At 62.2% G+C, this 15,270-nt stretch carries 14 protein-coding genes; 9 read left to right on the top strand and 5 right to left on the bottom strand.

Annotation, left to right across the window (positions count from 1 at the left end; all coding sequences use genetic code 11):
- Positions 1–45: 45 nt before the first annotated feature.
- Genes L8F45_RS05435 through L8F45_RS05460 form a run of 6 tightly spaced genes read left to right on the top strand, consistent with a single transcriptional unit; the run spans position 46 to position 6,954 of the window.
- Complete coding sequence (locus L8F45_RS05435; RefSeq protein WP_342361869.1) at positions 46–1,032, top strand: ABC transporter permease; 987 nt, start codon at positions 46–48, stop codon at positions 1,030–1,032.
- A gap of 8 nt (positions 1,033–1,040) precedes the next feature.
- Entirely contained in the window at positions 1,041–2,171 is a 1,131-nt protein-coding gene (locus tag L8F45_RS05440) for an ABC transporter permease (protein WP_342361870.1), read from the top strand.
- Entirely contained in the window at positions 2,164–3,243 is a 1,080-nt protein-coding gene (locus L8F45_RS05445) for an ABC transporter ATP-binding protein (protein ID WP_342361871.1), read from the top strand. The genes L8F45_RS05440 and L8F45_RS05445 overlap by 8 nt, the downstream gene beginning before the upstream one ends.
- The gene (locus L8F45_RS05450) at positions 3,236–4,285 is read left to right on the top strand and encodes an ABC transporter ATP-binding protein (RefSeq protein ID WP_342361872.1); all 1,050 of its coding nucleotides are present in this window, start codon (positions 3,236–3,238) and stop codon (positions 4,283–4,285) included. Before L8F45_RS05445 ends, L8F45_RS05450 begins: the two co-directional genes overlap by 8 nt.
- On the top strand, positions 4,278–5,111 hold the full coding sequence (locus L8F45_RS05455; RefSeq protein ID WP_342361873.1) for a 5-deoxy-glucuronate isomerase: 834 nt from the start codon (positions 4,278–4,280) through the stop codon (positions 5,109–5,111). Before L8F45_RS05450 ends, L8F45_RS05455 begins: the two co-directional genes overlap by 8 nt.
- Positions 5,112–5,145: 34 nt before the next feature.
- Positions 5,146–6,954 (top strand): GH39 family glycosyl hydrolase, encoded by a 1,809-nt coding sequence (locus L8F45_RS05460; RefSeq protein WP_342361874.1) that lies wholly within the window; start codon positions 5,146–5,148, stop codon positions 6,952–6,954.
- A 24-nt stretch (positions 6,955–6,978) separates the two neighbouring features.
- On the opposite strand, the gene L8F45_RS05465 is transcribed toward L8F45_RS05460, so the two are convergent.
- From L8F45_RS05465 to L8F45_RS05475, 3 genes are all read right to left on the bottom strand, one after another.
- On the bottom strand, positions 6,979–7,299 hold the full coding sequence (locus L8F45_RS05465; RefSeq protein ID WP_342361875.1) for a VanZ family protein: 321 nt from the start codon (positions 7,297–7,299) through the stop codon (positions 6,979–6,981).
- A gap of 163 nt (positions 7,300–7,462) precedes the next feature.
- Positions 7,463–8,611, bottom strand: a complete 1,149-nt coding sequence (locus L8F45_RS05470; protein ID WP_342361876.1) for an efflux RND transporter periplasmic adaptor subunit — start codon at positions 8,609–8,611, stop codon at positions 7,463–7,465.
- A gap of 13 nt (positions 8,612–8,624) precedes the next feature.
- The gene (locus tag L8F45_RS05475; RefSeq protein ID WP_342361877.1) at positions 8,625–11,795 is read right to left on the bottom strand and encodes an efflux RND transporter permease subunit; all 3,171 of its coding nucleotides are present in this window, start codon (positions 11,793–11,795) and stop codon (positions 8,625–8,627) included.
- A gap of 77 nt (positions 11,796–11,872) precedes the next feature.
- Here L8F45_RS05475 and L8F45_RS05480 point away from each other — a divergent pair, with 77 nt between their 5' ends.
- The gene (locus L8F45_RS05480; RefSeq protein ID WP_342361878.1) at positions 11,873–12,157 is read left to right on the top strand and encodes a hypothetical protein; all 285 of its coding nucleotides are present in this window, start codon (positions 11,873–11,875) and stop codon (positions 12,155–12,157) included.
- A 146-nt stretch (positions 12,158–12,303) separates the two neighbouring features.
- Positions 12,304–12,903 (top strand): TetR/AcrR family transcriptional regulator, encoded by a 600-nt coding sequence (locus L8F45_RS05485; RefSeq protein WP_342363369.1) that lies wholly within the window; start codon positions 12,304–12,306, stop codon positions 12,901–12,903.
- Between the two features lie 91 nt (positions 12,904–12,994).
- Here L8F45_RS05485 and L8F45_RS05490 read toward each other — a convergent pair whose 3' ends face one another.
- The gene (locus L8F45_RS05490; RefSeq protein ID WP_342361879.1) at positions 12,995–13,243 is read right to left on the bottom strand and encodes a hypothetical protein; all 249 of its coding nucleotides are present in this window, start codon (positions 13,241–13,243) and stop codon (positions 12,995–12,997) included.
- Between the two features lie 429 nt (positions 13,244–13,672).
- Between L8F45_RS05490 and L8F45_RS05495 the strand changes: the two genes are divergently transcribed.
- Positions 13,673–13,885, top strand: a complete 213-nt coding sequence (locus L8F45_RS05495; protein WP_342361880.1) for a hypothetical protein — start codon at positions 13,673–13,675, stop codon at positions 13,883–13,885.
- 35 nt (positions 13,886–13,920) lie between these two features.
- Here the strand turns inward: L8F45_RS05495 and L8F45_RS05500 are convergent, their stop codons facing one another.
- Positions 13,921–15,042: a helix-turn-helix transcriptional regulator gene (locus L8F45_RS05500; protein WP_342361881.1), complete on the bottom strand. Its 1,122-nt coding sequence runs from the start codon at positions 15,040–15,042 to the stop codon at positions 13,921–13,923.
- Positions 15,043–15,270: the final 228 nt, after the last annotated feature.

Below are 15,270 nucleotides of genomic sequence, written 5' to 3' on the forward strand. Positions count from 1 at the left end.
GCGAGCGCGGCGGCCCTTCGCCGCGCCGTCATCCGGGAGCCGTGCATGTGGCGCTTTCTCGCCCGTCGCCTGCTTTATACGATCTGCACGCTCGCGGTGGTTTCAATCGTGGCGTTCCTGATCATCCAGTTGCCGCCCGGCGATTTCCTGACGTCGCTCGCGGGTAAGATGGCTGAGCAGGGCGGCGATATGGATAGCGCATCGCTCGCGGGCCTCAAGCAGCGCTATGGCCTCGATCAGCCCTGGCACGTTCAATACTGGCGCTGGATCAGCGGCATTGTTCTGCGCGGCGACTTCGGCCAGTCGTTCGAATGGAACAAGCCGGTCTCCGAATTGATGTGGGACCGCATGGGGCTGACTGCGCTGTTGTCCTTCGTAACGCTCATGGTGACGTGGGCGCTGGCGTTGCCGATCGGCATCTACAGCGCCGTGCGACGCTATTCAGGCCTTGATTATCTCATCACGTTTCTCGGCTTCATCGGCCTGTCGGCGCCGAGCTTTCTCCTGTCGCTGGCGGCCATGTATGCGCTGTCGCGCTTCGCCGGCCTCAGCGTCGGCGGCCTCTTCTCGCCCGCTTATGTCAATGCGCCGTGGAGCTGGGCGAAGACCGTCGATCTACTCGCGCATCTCTGGCTACCTGTGCTTATCCTGTCGACGAGCAGCGCCGCCGCTCTGATCCGGGTATTGCGCGCCAATCTTATCGATGAGTTGCACAAGGCTTATGTGCAGACGGCGCGAGCGAACGGCCTTGGTGAGAAAGAGTTGCTGTTCAAATATCCCGTGCGCGTCGCCTTGAACCCGTTTGTGTCGACGATCGGATGGGTTCTTCCGCAACTCTTTTCCGGCGCTGTGATCGTATCCGTGGTGCTGAGCCTGCCCACAGCCGGTCCGCTGCTCCTGCAGGCGCTTCTCGCGCAGGACATGTATCTCGCGGGAAGCTTCATTCTCGTGCTCAGCGCGCTGACGATCCTCGGCACCTTGCTCTCCGACCTTCTGCTCGCGTGGCTTGATCCACGCGTGCGCTATCTCTGAGGCGCGGCATGACTGACGCGTCGCCAGCGATCGCAATTGCACCTCCCAATCGCAGTCCGGGCGAACTCGGGCAGTTCGCTCTGGTCTATCGTCGTTTCCGCAAGCATCGCCTCGCTTGGTGGAGCGCGATCGTCGTTATCCTGATCTATACGGTGGCGCTCTTCTCGCCATTCATCGCGCCATATTCGGCCGACGCCTATAATTCCAGGCTCGTCTATATGCCGCCGCAGACCGTGAAGATGTTCGGCAAGGTGGCGTCCGGCGAGACCGCGCTGTTTTATGTGAACGGACTTCGGTCGCAGCTCGACCCGGTGGCGCTGACGCGCCGCTTCGTGGAGGACCCGAACCAGATTCATCCGGTCGGCTTCTTCGTGAAGGGCGAGCCCTATCATCTCTTTGGGCTCATCCCGATGGAGCGGCGGCTCTTTGGCCCGATCGATCCGGCCTCACCGATGCATCTCTGGGGCACGGACCGGCTCGGCCGCGACATGTTCAGCCGCACAATTCTTGGCACAAGCGTGTCGATGTCGATTGGCCTCGTCGGCGTCACGATCAGCCTGTTTCTTGGGGTGCTGCTTGGAGGCATATCCGGCTATTATGGCGGCTTCGCCGATGAAGCCTTACAGCGCACGATCGACTTCCTCAAATCGATCCCGACCATTCCGCTCTGGATGGGTCTCGCGGCGGCGATCCCCGAACGCATGGACCCTCTGCTGGTCTATTTCTGGATCACAGTCATCCTCTCGCTGATAGGCTGGACCGATCTTGCGCGCGTCGTGCGCGGCCGCTTTCTCTCGTTGAAGACGGAAGATTTTGTCGTCGCGGCGCGCCTCGACGGGTGCAGTCGCCAGCGCGTGATCTGGCGGCATATGGTGCCGTCTTTCACTAGTCACATCATCGCCTCGGTTACTCTTGCGATTCCGGCGATGATCCTCGCTGAGACAGCGCTGTCCTTTCTCGGCATTGGGTTGAAGCCGCCCGTTGTGAGCTGGGGCGTTCTCCTGAAAGACGCCCAAAGCTTGATCGCGCTGACGAATGCGCCCTGGCTGTTCCTGCCGGGCCTCGCGGTGGTCATCGCCGTGCTGTCTCTCAATTTTCTCGGCGACGGTCTTCGCGATGCGGCTGATCCCTATGCTTGACGCGCGCACGAAGATCGACGCGCCGCCACCAGCGCTGTTCGAGGTCGACGATCTCAAGGTCCACTTCGATACGGATGATGGCGTCGTGCGCGCCGTCGACGGGGTGAGCTTCTCGATTCCACGCGGGCGCACGGTGTGCATCGTCGGCGAGTCGGGCTCTGGAAAGAGCGTGACCGGCCGCTCGCTGATGAATCTCTTGCCGCATAATGCGCGCATCGCCGGCGGACGCGTCGTCTACCGACCTGACGACAGCAGAACGATCGACGTCAGCGCGCTGCCGCCAACCGGCCGCGCCATCCGGGCGCTGCGGGGCAAGGAGATTTCGCTGATTTCGCAGGAGCCGATGGCGGCGCTATCGCCGGTTCACACCGTCGGCCAACAGATGACGCCGGTCATCAAGCGGCATCTGAATCTGAGTTGGCGTGAGGCTGCGGATCGTGCGGCCGCCATGCTGGCGCGCGTGGGTCTTACGCGGCCGAAAGAACGCCTGAATAGCTATGCCTTCGAGTTTTCCGGCGGCATGCGTCAGCGCGTCTGCATCGCCATGGCGCTGGCGTGCCGACCGAAACTGGTGATCGCGGATGAACCGACCACTGCGCTCGATGTGACGACGCAGGCGAACATTCTCGATTTGCTGATAGAATTGCAGGCCGAGTACGGCCTCTCGATCCTGTTTATCACTCACGATCTTGGCGTTGTCGCGGAAGTCGCGAACGAAGTTGTCGTGATGTATCTGGGCAAAGTCGTCGAACGCGGCGCGGTCGAGGATATTTTCTACGATCCCCGCCATCCCTACACGCGCGCGCTGCTGCGTTCGGTTCCGCGTCTCGGCGCCGGCAAAGCGACGCGTCTGGCGACGATCAGGGGTCTTGTGCCGTCCCCGTTCGATCGGCCGGCCGGATGCGACTTTCATCCGAGATGCGACAAGGCGATTTCAGGCGTCTGCGATGTGAGCGCGCCCGCGAATATAGCGATCGGCGCGGGACGTTCGGTCCGCTGTGTGCTGGATGAAGCGCGTCGGCCGACGTCTGAGCGAGCGCCTGCGCCGCTGGAGGTTCGTCTCCATGGCTGATGCGGCTCCAGCGCTGCTTGAATTGCGTCGCGTCGGCAAGAGCTTCTCGTCGCGTGGCGGCTTGTTCACGGGAAAACGGCCGGCGGTTCATGCAGTCGATGACGTCTCATTCAACATCCGCGCCGGAGAGACGCTCGGCGTCGTCGGCGAATCCGGTTGCGGCAAGTCGACCCTGGCGCGTTGCATTCTCGGCATTCATCAACCGAGCGCAGGCAAGATCACCTATCGCGAGAGGAGCGGCGGCGACGTCGATCTGACAGCTCTGAGCGAGGATCAGCGGCTTGCGTATTGCACGGACATGCGGATCGTTTTCCAGGATCCGCAGGCGTCGCTCAATCCGCGGCTGCGCGTCAGCGATATTGTCGGCGAGGTTCTGAAGGTCAACAAGTTGGCGCCGGCGCGTGAGATTGAGAGTCGCGTACGCGACCTGTTACGCCGCGTTGGCCTCCGGCCGGAATATGCGCGTCGTTATCCCCATGCGTTCTCGGGTGGCGAGCGGCAGCGCATCGGTGTGGCGCGCGCGCTGGCGTCCAACCCACGGCTCGTTATTCTCGATGAGGCCGTGTCGGCGCTTGACGTCAGCGTCCGCGCGCAAACGCTCAATCTGCTGCGCGATCTCCAGCAGGAGTTTGGGCTGACCTATCTCTTCGTCAGCCATGATCTCAGCGTCATCGAATATATCTGCGATCGCGTGGTCGTGATGTATGTCGGCCGGGTGGTTGAGATTGCAGACGCCGATGCGTTGTTCCTACGGCCGCTCCATCCCTACACCGAGGCGCTGATCTCCGCCTTGCCTATCCCTGACCCCGTCTTCAAGCGCAAAGGCCGGCGCATCCATCTGCCCGGCGAGGTCGCGGATCCCGCGAATCGCCCGAGTGGATGCGCCTTTCATCCACGCTGCCGTTTCGCCTCGGAGCGATGCAGAGCGGAAATTCCCGAACTCCGCGCGATCGGGGGGCGCAGCGTCGCCTGTCATCACGCGGATGCGCTGCAACTGCAGGGCGTGGATATGAGCCTCTTTGCAAGGGTCGGATATGCCTGAGATCATCCGTCGTGGCGACAATCGCAACCGCCCTGTCGTGATCGACAATCCAGCGATGGAGCGCACTTATTTCAATCTCGTGCGGTTAGGGCGCGGCGAGATTTTCGAAGATCGCCTGCCGCGCCACGAATGCGTCTGCGTGGCGATGTCGGGCACGACCGATATTGTGATCAATGGCGAGCGTTTCGCATCGGTCGGCGGGCGAGAGGACGTCTGGTCCGGCGCCGCCGACTCCGTCTATGCGCCAGTGGGATCGCAAATCCGCGTCGAGGCGCTTGAAGGCCCGGTCGAGATCGCGATCGGTGGCGCAATCTGCAAACAAGTTCACCGCGCATTTCGCGTGTCGCCGCAGGATGTCGAGATGGTCGACGTCGGATCGCAGGGGACGCATAGCCGCAGGCGCATCTTCCATATTCTTGGCCAGTCGACGCGTGACCGCACCGGCAATCTTCTGGTGAGCGAACTCTATGCCGATGAGGGCTGCTGGTCCGGCTATCCCCCGCACAAGCACGACACGGATATTTCGGGTCAGGAAACATCGCACGAGGAGCTTTATCACTACCGCTTCCAGCCGGAGACGGGCTTTGGCGTGCAACTTCTCTATGAAGAGGGGTGCGAAAATTGCTTCATGACGCGCGACGGCGATACCGTGCTCGTCGATCGCGGCTATCACCCGACGGCGACCTCGCCCGGCCACAAATCCTACATCTTCACAATTCTCGTCGGGCGTGAAAGCCACGGACTCATCCAGAGCTTCGATCCTCGCCACGCGCATCTCGTCGGCGCAATTCCTGGCATCCAGGCGATGCGCGACAAATTCAAATAATCCAACGCCATCTTCGTTTCAAAGAGAGCCCGCAATGACCGGCTGCACACGCCTTCGCATCGACACGCGCCAGAGCAAGGGGCCGCTTGTTCCATTCTGGCGCTCAACCGGGTTCTCCCCGGCGGAGCTCTTGCTGGAGCCGGAGATGCAGCAGACGTTGACATTTGTGGGAGCGGTTCCGAACGCCGGCATCGAGTTCGTGCGCGTGCATTATATGCTCGATCTCGTGTCCGCGAGCGGGTTAGGCGCCTATGACTGGTCGCGGCTCGATCGTGCGATCGACGTTATGCTGGAGCGGAGATTGCGTCCGTTCTTTGAGCTCATGGGCAACCCGTCCTATCTCTTCACCGATTTCAATGAACGGGATCAGGTTCATCACTGGCGTGACTTCATGGTCGCGCTTGCGGAGCGTTGTCGCGACCGTTGCGGGATCGATGAGGTCCGACGCTGGTATTTCGAGACCTGGAACGAACCCGACATCTGGTGGAAACTTGGCGGCGAGACCGGGTTCAACAATTATTACGACGCCTGTTCGGAAGCTTTGCGCGCTGTCGATCCCGAGTTGCGCTTCGGCGGGCCAGGCGTCGCGCGCCGCCTTCCGCCGATCTTCAAATCGTTGCTGAAGCATTGCGACACGGGTCGCAACTTTTTCACTGGCGAGACCGGCGTGCGGATCGACTTCATCTCAGTTCATGAAAAGGGCGCGAAGAAGCACCCCGAAGATATCACGCCGAACAGTCTCGGCATCTGCCGCCATGAGATGATGGCGGTGGATTACGTCAGGAAGAACCACCCGCGTTTTGCGCATCTGCCTTTCATCAACAATGAATGCGATCCGCAGATCGGCTGGCAGCTCTATCACACCTGGCATGCGACGCCTTATTTCGCGGGCATCGCCGCCAAGATCATCAATCAGCATCAGCGTGTGATGATCGAAGGGGAGAGCGTCAATTACGGGCTTCTGAGCAACGACAACGGGTTCATGGGCGGTTGGGGCCACCGCACGCATCTCACCTATTTCGGCAAGCGCGCGTTCCGGCTTGCGCAGTCCGAACACAAGACCGATCTTGGCGCGCTTGATTGCCGCGTCGAAGTCGATGAGCCGTTCGATCTCGTGAAGAAGCCGGCGCTATCCGTGATGGAGCTTCTCGCGCTGCTCGGCGACAAGAAACTCGCTGTTGCTGGCGATGCGCTCAATCCTGATGAAAACGGGCTCGGGCTTGTGGCGACCGGAACCAAGGGAGGCGCTGCCGCCCTTCTCTACAACAGCGTGGATCGCATCTGGCAGTCGGGCGAGCGGCAGGTCGAGTTGACGATCGAAGGCCTGGAGCCGGGAACCTATGCGATCGCGACATTCATGATCTCGGACGGGAAGGGCGATCCGTTCTCGGTGTGGGAAGCACTCGGCGCTCCCGATGATCCGACGCCCGATGAACTCGCTGCGATGCGCGCGGCGCAGGAGCCGGCGCTGACAACAGAGATCGCACAGGTCGGAGCGGACGGAGCGCTGAGACGCAACATTACACTCGCTCTGCCTGGCGTTGCTCTTGTCGTTGTGGAGAAGCGAGGCGATGCTGCGCCGGCGCCCGTGCGCACTCTGAAAATCACGCGGCAGAAAGCATTGCATGGCGGCGTGAACGCGCTGCTGTTCTGGGATGCGGAGCCAGATTCAAATGTGAGGCTCTATGATGTGCTGCGCAGCGAGCGGGAGCAGGGGCCTTACGTGGTCGTTAATCCGATCGGGTTGCTCTCTACCGTCTATGTCAGCCGCGAAGATGCCGGCCCGGCCTTTTACAAGGTGCGCTCGCGCGATCTGTTCGGGCGCGTGTCCGAGGCGACTTAGCCGGCGCGGAGCGCTCGCAGCGGCCTATGCGCCGCTGTTGCGAGGCTGCAAGCGCTTGGCGAGGTAGTCAACGGCGAGCGCCAGCACGGCGCCTGCCGCTGCGCCCATCGCCTTGGCGAAAAAGTCCAGCGGCGCCCCATGGCGGTCCGGCAGCAAATTTTGAGCCGCTTCAAGACCGCCGCCGCCCGCCAGGATCAACACCAGCGTCAGCGCCCAGCGGCGGGGCCAAGCCAGCACAAATGCGCCGGCGAGGGCCATGAAGGCCAAAAATCGCTCGATATTGGCTGGTTCGCCCGTCTTCGGCCGCCAGTCGATCGGCGACAGCGTGACGAAGATGATCGTCACGAGACAGAGGACGCCGATCACGGCGGCGGCGATGCGGAGGCGCTGAAGCATGATGTTGCAGCGCACATATCATGCCAACTCCGCCCAAAGCCAGAATTTGCTGGCCTTGGTTATCGGAAGGGCCGCGCCGCGAGTGTGGCGGACTCGCGGCGAGACTGGCGCCTCAGCTCCCGGCCGCCTGCTTCGGAATCGGCTTCACAGGCGCGCCAGGGCCGATCTTCTGGAGATTGCCGTCGATGACCTGGTCGCCTTCAGCGACGCCCTTCGTTATGGCGACGAGATCGCCATGCGTCGGGCCCAACGCGACGAGGCGCTGTTCCACCGTGCTGTTCGCGCTGACGACATAAACATATTTGCCAAGCTGACTTGAGCCGAGCGCAGTTTGCGGCGCCATCAGCGTATCGGGCTGTTCGCGCAGGAACAGGCGGATGCGCACATATTGCCCTGGCAGGAGCTTCCGATCCGCGTTCTCGATCGTCGCACGCGCCACGATCGTTCCCGTGCCGCGCTCGACCACATTGTCGACGAAGGTGACTTCGCCCTTATGAGTCGCCTTCGCTTCGCCGGGGAGCAGCACTTCCGCCTCGATCCGGCCGGCCGCGCGCGCCTTCTGGATTTCGACAAGATCGGATTCGCTTGGATTAAAGGTGACATAAATCGGCGCGAGCTGCACGAGCGTGTTGAGCGTCGTCCCCGCCGCGCTGACAAGCGTGCCGACCGGCGCCTGATTGCGGCCTAGGCGTCCATCAAACGGCGCGCGGATTTCGGAATAGCCGAGATTGAGCTCGGCGGTGCGTACGGCCGCCCGCGACATGGAGAGCGCCGCTTCCGCCTGCCGCACGGCGCTGGAGCGCTGATCGAACGTGTCCTTGGCGAGATAACCGCTGCGCGCAAGCTCATTGCCGCGGCTGAGATTGGAGCGGAGATAGTCGAGCGACGCGGAGTCGCGCTCGACCTGCGCCTTCGCCTGATCGAGCGCCGCCTGATAGTCGCGTTGATCAATCTTGTAGAGAAGATCGCCCACCTTCACGTCGGCGCCGTCCTTGACGGCCTGCTCCTGAAGATATCCGGACGCCTTCGCCTGCAGCGCGATGTTGCGGATCGATTCCGTGCGCGCCGAATATTCGAGATAGATCGGGATCGTCTTCTTGATGATCGGCGTCACCGGCACCGGCATGACGAACGCTGCAGCGGCCGGCGCTGCATCAGCGGGGTGGCCGGCGACGCCGGGACTCTTGCGCACGATATGGACTGCTGCGCCGACGCCAGCGGCGACAATCACAGCTCCAAGGCCGATTTTCCAGCTTCTCATGATGTGATCCTGCCTATTCCGCGGCCTGCGCCGCTGGCGCGATATCGTTCGCCGGCGGCATGTGGCCTGATTGATGGATGGGCTTACCGCCGCGCTCGCGCCATTGTTCAATCACGGCGTAGAACACGGGCACGAAGATCAGCGTCAGCAGCGTCGCCGCCAGCATGCCGCCGAACACGGTGGTGCCAAGCGACTGGCGGCTCGCAGCGCCGGCGCCGCTTGCGATCATCAGCGGCACGACGCCAAGGATGAAGGCGAATGCTGTCATGAGGATCGGACGCAACCGCAGCCGCGCCGCCTCCATGGCGGCCTCGATAATCTCGACGCCTTCCTCGCGGCGGCGTTTCGCGAATTCGACGATCAGAATCGCGTTCTTCGCGGCAAGCCCGATCAGCATCACGAAGCCGATCTGCGAATAGACGTCGATCTGCATCTGCCGCAACCAGAGAGCGAGCAGCGCGCCGAACAGCGCGAGCGGCACCGCAAGCAGGACCATGAAGGGCATGGACCAGCTTTCGTACTGCGCAGCGAGGATGAGGAATACGAACACGATCGCGAGTGCGAAGACAACAGTCGCTATCGATCCCGCCTTCAACTCCTGGAAGGTGATGCCGGTCCATTCGTAGCTGAAATCGCGCGGCAACGCCGTCGCCGCCGCGCGCTCCATCGCCGCCACGGCCTGTCCCGAGCTGAAGCCGGGCGCGGCGGCGCCGTTGATGAGCGCAGAGCCATAATTGTTGTAGTGTGGCACGGTCTCAGGTCCGACGATCGGCTTCAGTTCGCCAAGCGTTGAGAGAGGAACCATGCCGCCTGCGGCGTTGCGCACATAGAGCCGCGAAATATCGGTCGCAGATGCGCGCGCATCGTTCTCCGCCTGCAAGGTCACGCGGAACGTGCGGCCAAACAGGTTGAAGTCATTGATATAGAGCGAACCCAGATAGATCTGCAGCGTGTTGAACACGTCGGGCAGGTTGAGGCCGAGCAGCTTCGCCTTGTTGCGGTCGAGGTCATAGTTGAATTGCGGCGTCGACGTGCTGAACGTGGTGAAGAGCTGGTGGCCGTTAATCTCAGGCTGCTTGCGCGCCTCCGCGATCACTGCCTGCGTCGCTTCGTTGAGCGCCGCGCTGCCGCGGCCGCTCAGATCCTCGACCTGGAATTCGAACCCGCCAGTGGCGCCAAGGCCGGGAATCGATGGCGGATCGAAGCTGAGCGCGAAGGCTTCCGGAATTCCCAGCAGCAACGGACGCACTTTGTTGACGATCGCGGAAGCGTTCTGTTCCGGCGGACGCTCGGCCCAGGGCTTCAGGATGGCGAATTCGACGGCCGAATTCGACTGCGCGGCGTTGGTGAGGAAGTTCAGACCACTGATCGAGCCAACGATTTCGACGCCGGGCGTGTTCTGGAGAATCTCACGCGCCTTCTTCGCGACCGCGTCCGTGCGTTCGAGCGAGGCGCCATCGGGCAACTGGATGACGACGAAGAAATAGCCCTGATCCTCGACGGGCAGGAAGGTCGAGGGAATGCGCTGCGACACCCACCAGGTCGCGCCGAGCGCCGCGATGAACAGCGCCAGAACAGCCCATTTCAGGCGGATCAGCCAACTTACGCCGCGCGCGTAAGCGTGCGACAGCCAGTCGAAACCCGCATTGAACCAGCGGAAAGCGAAGAATGTCGGCGGAGGACGATGTCGCAGAAACGCTGCGCTGAGCGCCGGGCTGAGTGTCAACGAATTGAAGGCGGAGAGGCCGACAGAAATCGCGACGGTGAGCGCGAACTGGTTATAGAGTCGGCCCGCGACGCCTGGAATGAAGGCGACAGGGATAAAGACCGCCATCAGCACCGCGGTGGTGGCGATGATCGGGCCCGTCACCTCTTGCATCGCCTTGCGCGCAGCGGCGAGGGGGCGCAATCCGGCTTCGAGTTGGCGCTCGACATTCTCGACGACGACGATCGCATCATCGACGACGAGGCCAATCGCCAGCACCATGCCGAGCAAGCTCAGCATGTTGAGCGAGAAGCCAAGCAAATACATCACGATCAGCGTCGCGATGAGCGACACGGGGATGGCGAGCGTCGGAATGATCGTCGCGCGCCAGCTCTGCAGGAAGACAAAAACGACGAGAATCACGAGGATCAGCGCCTCGCCCAGTGTCTTCAGAACGTCGGTCATCGATTCCGAGACGAAGCGCGTCGTGTCGTAATGGATCGCGTATTCGATGCCCTTCGGGAATCGCGCTGACAATTCCTTCATCTTTGCCTGCACGTTCTTCTGCAGGTCGAGCGCGTTCGATCCCGGCATCTGGAAGACGCCCAACACCACGGTCGGCTTATCGCCGAAAAAGGCCGAGGAAGCGTATTGCAAAGCGCCGAGCTCGATGCGCGCGACGTCGCGCAGGCGCACGACAGCGCCGCTCGCCGCATCGGCGCGCACGACGATGTCGCGGAACTGCTCGGGATCGCTCAGACGTCCGAGCGCGTTGACCTGCATCTCGAAGGCGGTGCCGACCGGCGCCGGCGACTGGCCGATTTTTCCGGCCGCGACCTGCACATTCTGTTCGGCGATCGCGTTCTGCACATCGACCGCCGTGATGCCGAGATTGGCCATCTTGTCGGGATCGAGCCAGATGCGCATGGAATAGCGCCGCTCGCCGAAAATCTGCACGTCGCCGACGCCGGGAAGGCGCTTGAGCGGATCGAGAATCTGCAAATAGGCGTAGTTGCTGAGCGTCACCGGATCGACCGAGTTGTCCGGCGATGTAAGATCCACGATCAGGACAAAGTTCGGGTTCTGCTTCTTGATCGTAACGCCGCCTTGATTGACAATCGCCGGCAGAGAAGAGGCCGCCTGTGAGACGCGGTTCTGCACATCGACTGCCGCGATGCTGAGGGGATAGCCGACATCGAAAGTGACGGTGATGTTCGAGGAGCCATCATTGGAGCTCGTCGAGGACATGTAGGTCATGCCCTGCACGCCGTTGAGCTGCTGTTCTAGCGGCGTCGTCACCGTATCGGCGACGACCTGCGCGCTCGCGCCGGGATAGCGCGCGCTCACCACCACCTGCGGCGGCGTGATGTCGGGGAATTGTGAAACGGGCAGCAGGAAATAGCAGATGCCGCCGGCGAGCGTCATGATGATGGCGATCGCCGACGCGAAGATCGGCCGCTGAATGAAAAAACTTACCACGCGCAGGGGGCTCCGCAGAGATCGCGCGCGGCTCGGCCGGCGCGCGTGAGGGCGTTAGCAGGCGGCTGCGCCCAAACATGGCAGTAGTCGACGAGGGATCGCCACGACGAGTCTGGCTCTGGCGAATAGCGCAATGCGTTTCCGTCGATGCGTTTCGCGGCCGCTCGCAGCGTCGTTTCGAGCGCGCGGGGCTCAACATGATCGGCGCTCATGACAAGGCGGATCATCGGATCAGCCAGAGCTTCATCGATCGACAGATCGGCATAGCAAGTCATGTCGGTCTCCTCGCTTCCGTGACTCAAGCCCATCGCCGCCACGCCAACCAGATTCGGCCGGCCACCGCGAGCACGGGCTCATCGTGAGCTAAATCGCTGTGGCGCTTCGCGAAACTCGCCATCTTGACCCGGCGCCAGATCGGGTGTTACAGGTAAGTAACAAAGTGATGTTACAGATCGGTAACAGTTCGTCAAGTGCCGCAACGATAGTTTTTCGGGCCGAGGAAACAGTCATGGACCAGGAAGGCGCCTTGCGGCCTCGTCCGCGGGACCGGATCGTCGGCACCGCCCGCGATCTTTTCCGGAAGCACGGCATCCGCGGAATTGGCGTCGACGCCATCGCCGACGCCGCCGGCAGTAACAAGATGACCCTCTATCGCCACTTCGGGTCGAAGGACGATCTGGTGGTGGCCTGTCTGCGGGAAGTGGCGTGCGATGCAGATTCTTTCTGGCGCGAGATCGAGAAGGCGCATCCGGGCGATCCCATGGCCCAGCTTCATCGCTGGGTGCGCTTCGGCGCGGAATGCGTGACGAGCGATAGTCGCGGTTGCGACATGGCGAATGCGGCGGTCGAGCTTGCGGAGCGGGACCATCCCGCACGCAAGGTGATCGAGGAGTTCAAGACGAAGCAGCGCGATCGGTTGGCCGACCTCTGTGGCCGCGCCGGCGTCGCTCAGGCCGATCTTCTGGCAGATGCATTGACTCTCCTTCTTGAAGGCGCGCGCGTCAGCCGCCAGAGCGTCGGCGCGGAAGGGCCCTGCGCCCATTTCATTCGTATGGGTGAAGCGATCATCGCCTCGTTCGCTGGAAACGAGGCGCGTGCGAAAGTCTGAATGCTGAAACGACGTTTCAGTTACGCGTCAGAAGTTCTCTTTGAGTTTTGCAGCGCAGCACAGCAGGTCGCTGCGCCGCACAACCCATCGATTACGAACTCAACGGACCGTGATCGAGAACGCGGATCTCCGCAATTTCGGCTGGCGTGATTGGCTCTCTACGCGCTGCCTCGGCCCCGATCAGCACCACATGGTTCGGCGCCATACGGGCGAATATCGTCGCATCAGCGTCCACACGCGTCGGCAGGAAGTTATAGGCCTCGATCTTGCGCTCGAGACCGCGATTGTTCCTGACCTGTATGCGCGCTCCGACAGCTTCTGGAAGCAGGTCCGCGAGCATCGACGCCTCCATCGGTTGGTCGCGCGCAATGCGCCAGCAGAAGGAGGCGACAGTATGACTCGAACATGACGCCGCTTTGAAAGAGATCGATGGCGCGTGAATAAAGGTTGGTGAAAGATTTCTCTCGGAGTTGAAGCATCTCGGACGCCTCGATTTTTTAGATATTTCGATCGAATTGGTCGCGCCATTCTTATCCGGCGAACGATTTCACCGTGTTATATCAAGCACGCAATGCATGACGGCTATCGGTTGGCGGTCTTGCTGACGGTCGCGGCTTGGTGAAAATGCCCCAGCGTCTTCATTGACAGACGCCCTAAAGCCGCCGCTTCCAGCCTCCCCCCTCCGCGGAAGCGGCGGCGTCTCTTTCCAGAGAATCCAGGGACGCCGAGCGTGTTCCCGACCCTGATGACGCCTCAAAGCGGAGACGCAATGCCTTTCATCGTGCAGCGCATCGGCTCAAGTTCAGGAGAATGGGCCGAGATCGTCGGCGGGCCGTGCGCAACCGAGGACAAGGCGCGCGACATGATGCGCGAGATCGCGCGCCCGGAGGATGGATGGACGCCGGTGAACGGTCGCAGCTTCGTGCGGTCCGCAGATGGGGTGGAGGAGCGGCTTTCGCTCAAGGAAGTGAGCGAGCGCTAGTCACGGCGCGTAGCTGATGCCGCAATAATCGAGGGTCAGCCGACGAGACGGGCTGTGATTGCAGCGAGTTCCGCCTGCCGCGCGACGCCGGCTTTCGCCATGGCGGCCTTGAGGTGGTTTCGCGCCGTGCCTTCGGCGATTTTCAGCGCGCGAGCCGTCATCGCGGGCGAAACCCCGGCAGCGATCAGAGACGCGACATGAGCTTCCATCTGCGTGAGGCCGAACGCCTCGCGCAGCGCACGCACGAACTGCGCCGACGGCGCGTCAGGCTGGCGCCAGATTTCGACGATCACGAGCGCCATCGCCGCGCCAAACACCGTGCGCGCGTCGCCAATCACCGGCATCGTGCGTACGACCAGACGACGCGCGGCGTCATTGGTTGACAGCACCGCAAAACCGCTTGCTGCGGGGCGAGCGAGAGCAGGGGCCGTCGCGCGCTCAAGCCGTCGATGATCATCGTTGCGCTGCGCGGCGAGCCGACCATGGACAAGCGTGATATCGCTGGCTGAGAGGAGAGCAGCGCCCGCCTCGTTGCAGCGAAGCATGCGCGCGGTAGCGTCGATCTCGAAAATCGCTTCACCGCGCGAACCGAGCGCCTGCGTGTATCCGCTCGTCTCGCTATTATAGCGCGCGTGAGCCACGATCGCGGCGTTGCGCAGCGCAGGCAGCGAAGCGTTGATCAGGGCGATCTGAGGCCTCTGATAGTGGCCATCCCGATAGGCGCGCTTCAGGCTCAGATAAAAATGACGGCCGCCCGGCCATTCCTGCAAATGCGCGCAGGCGTGCCAACCGAAGCCGATGGGATGAAGGAAATCCTGATAGAATGCGTCGCGCTTGATCTCGCCTTCTGAAAAAGTCTCGAGATCAGTGACGAAGCCTTCGATGCTGTTTGGCCAGACGCGACTTGCGCGCGGATCGGGAGGCGTTTTTCCCGCCACATACTCCGCGACCGGCTCGGCGACGCTGGCGGTCGGAAGCACATTATATGTGTGTGGCAACGCTCCCCTGGCGTCAATTTCCGTCATGAGAACGCCGCCGCGCGCGCCTGCCGCCTCGGAATAGGCGGTCAGCGCGTCCACCCAGCCATCACCAGCGACGGCCGATTCAAATAAACGATCCGCGGCGCTCGCCAGCGCCGCGGCTGAAATCTCGCCCATGGAGCATCGTTCCGCTGGGAAATATGCGGCAACATACGCCGCCACGCAGCGATGCGATAGGCGCGGAAATGATGAGATTTTAGGGTTATGCCATTTGGGACATGCGGGGCTCGCGGCTGCGTGCTTGTCTTCTCCGGTTGACGGTGGCGGGCTGGGAGGCCGGATTCTCGTCGACAGATCAGATTCTTCCGAAAGCGAGGACATGGAAGGCATCAATTCTGTGGCCGG

The organism is Terrirubrum flagellatum, from assembly GCF_022059845.1.
GTDB lineage: Bacteria > Pseudomonadota > Alphaproteobacteria > Rhizobiales > Beijerinckiaceae > Terrirubrum > Terrirubrum flagellatum.

Coding starts and splice junctions, on each gene's coding strand:
- L8F45_RS05435 (WP_342361869.1), top strand. CDS start 46: ATGTGGCGCTTTCTCGCCCGTCGCCTGCTTTATACGATCTGCACGCTC.
- L8F45_RS05440 (WP_342361870.1), top strand. CDS start 1,041: ATGACTGACGCGTCGCCAGCGATCGCAATTGCACCTCCCAATCGCAGT.
- L8F45_RS05445 (WP_342361871.1), top strand. CDS start 2,164: ATGCTTGACGCGCGCACGAAGATCGACGCGCCGCCACCAGCGCTGTTC.
- L8F45_RS05450 (WP_342361872.1), top strand. CDS start 3,236: ATGGCTGATGCGGCTCCAGCGCTGCTTGAATTGCGTCGCGTCGGCAAG.
- L8F45_RS05455 (WP_342361873.1), top strand. CDS start 4,278: ATGCCTGAGATCATCCGTCGTGGCGACAATCGCAACCGCCCTGTCGTG.
- L8F45_RS05460 (WP_342361874.1), top strand. CDS start 5,146: ATGACCGGCTGCACACGCCTTCGCATCGACACGCGCCAGAGCAAGGGG.
- L8F45_RS05470 (WP_342361876.1), bottom strand. CDS start 8,611: ATGAGAAGCTGGAAAATCGGCCTTGGAGCTGTGATTGTCGCCGCTGGC.
- L8F45_RS05480 (WP_342361878.1), top strand. CDS start 11,873: ATGGCAGTAGTCGACGAGGGATCGCCACGACGAGTCTGGCTCTGGCGA.
- L8F45_RS05485 (WP_342363369.1), top strand. CDS start 12,304: ATGGACCAGGAAGGCGCCTTGCGGCCTCGTCCGCGGGACCGGATCGTC.
- L8F45_RS05490 (WP_342361879.1), bottom strand. CDS start 13,243: ATGCTCGCGGACCTGCTTCCAGAAGCTGTCGGAGCGCGCATACAGGTC.
- L8F45_RS05495 (WP_342361880.1), top strand. CDS start 13,673: ATGCCTTTCATCGTGCAGCGCATCGGCTCAAGTTCAGGAGAATGGGCC.
- L8F45_RS05500 (WP_342361881.1), bottom strand. CDS start 15,042: ATGGGCGAGATTTCAGCCGCGGCGCTGGCGAGCGCCGCGGATCGTTTA.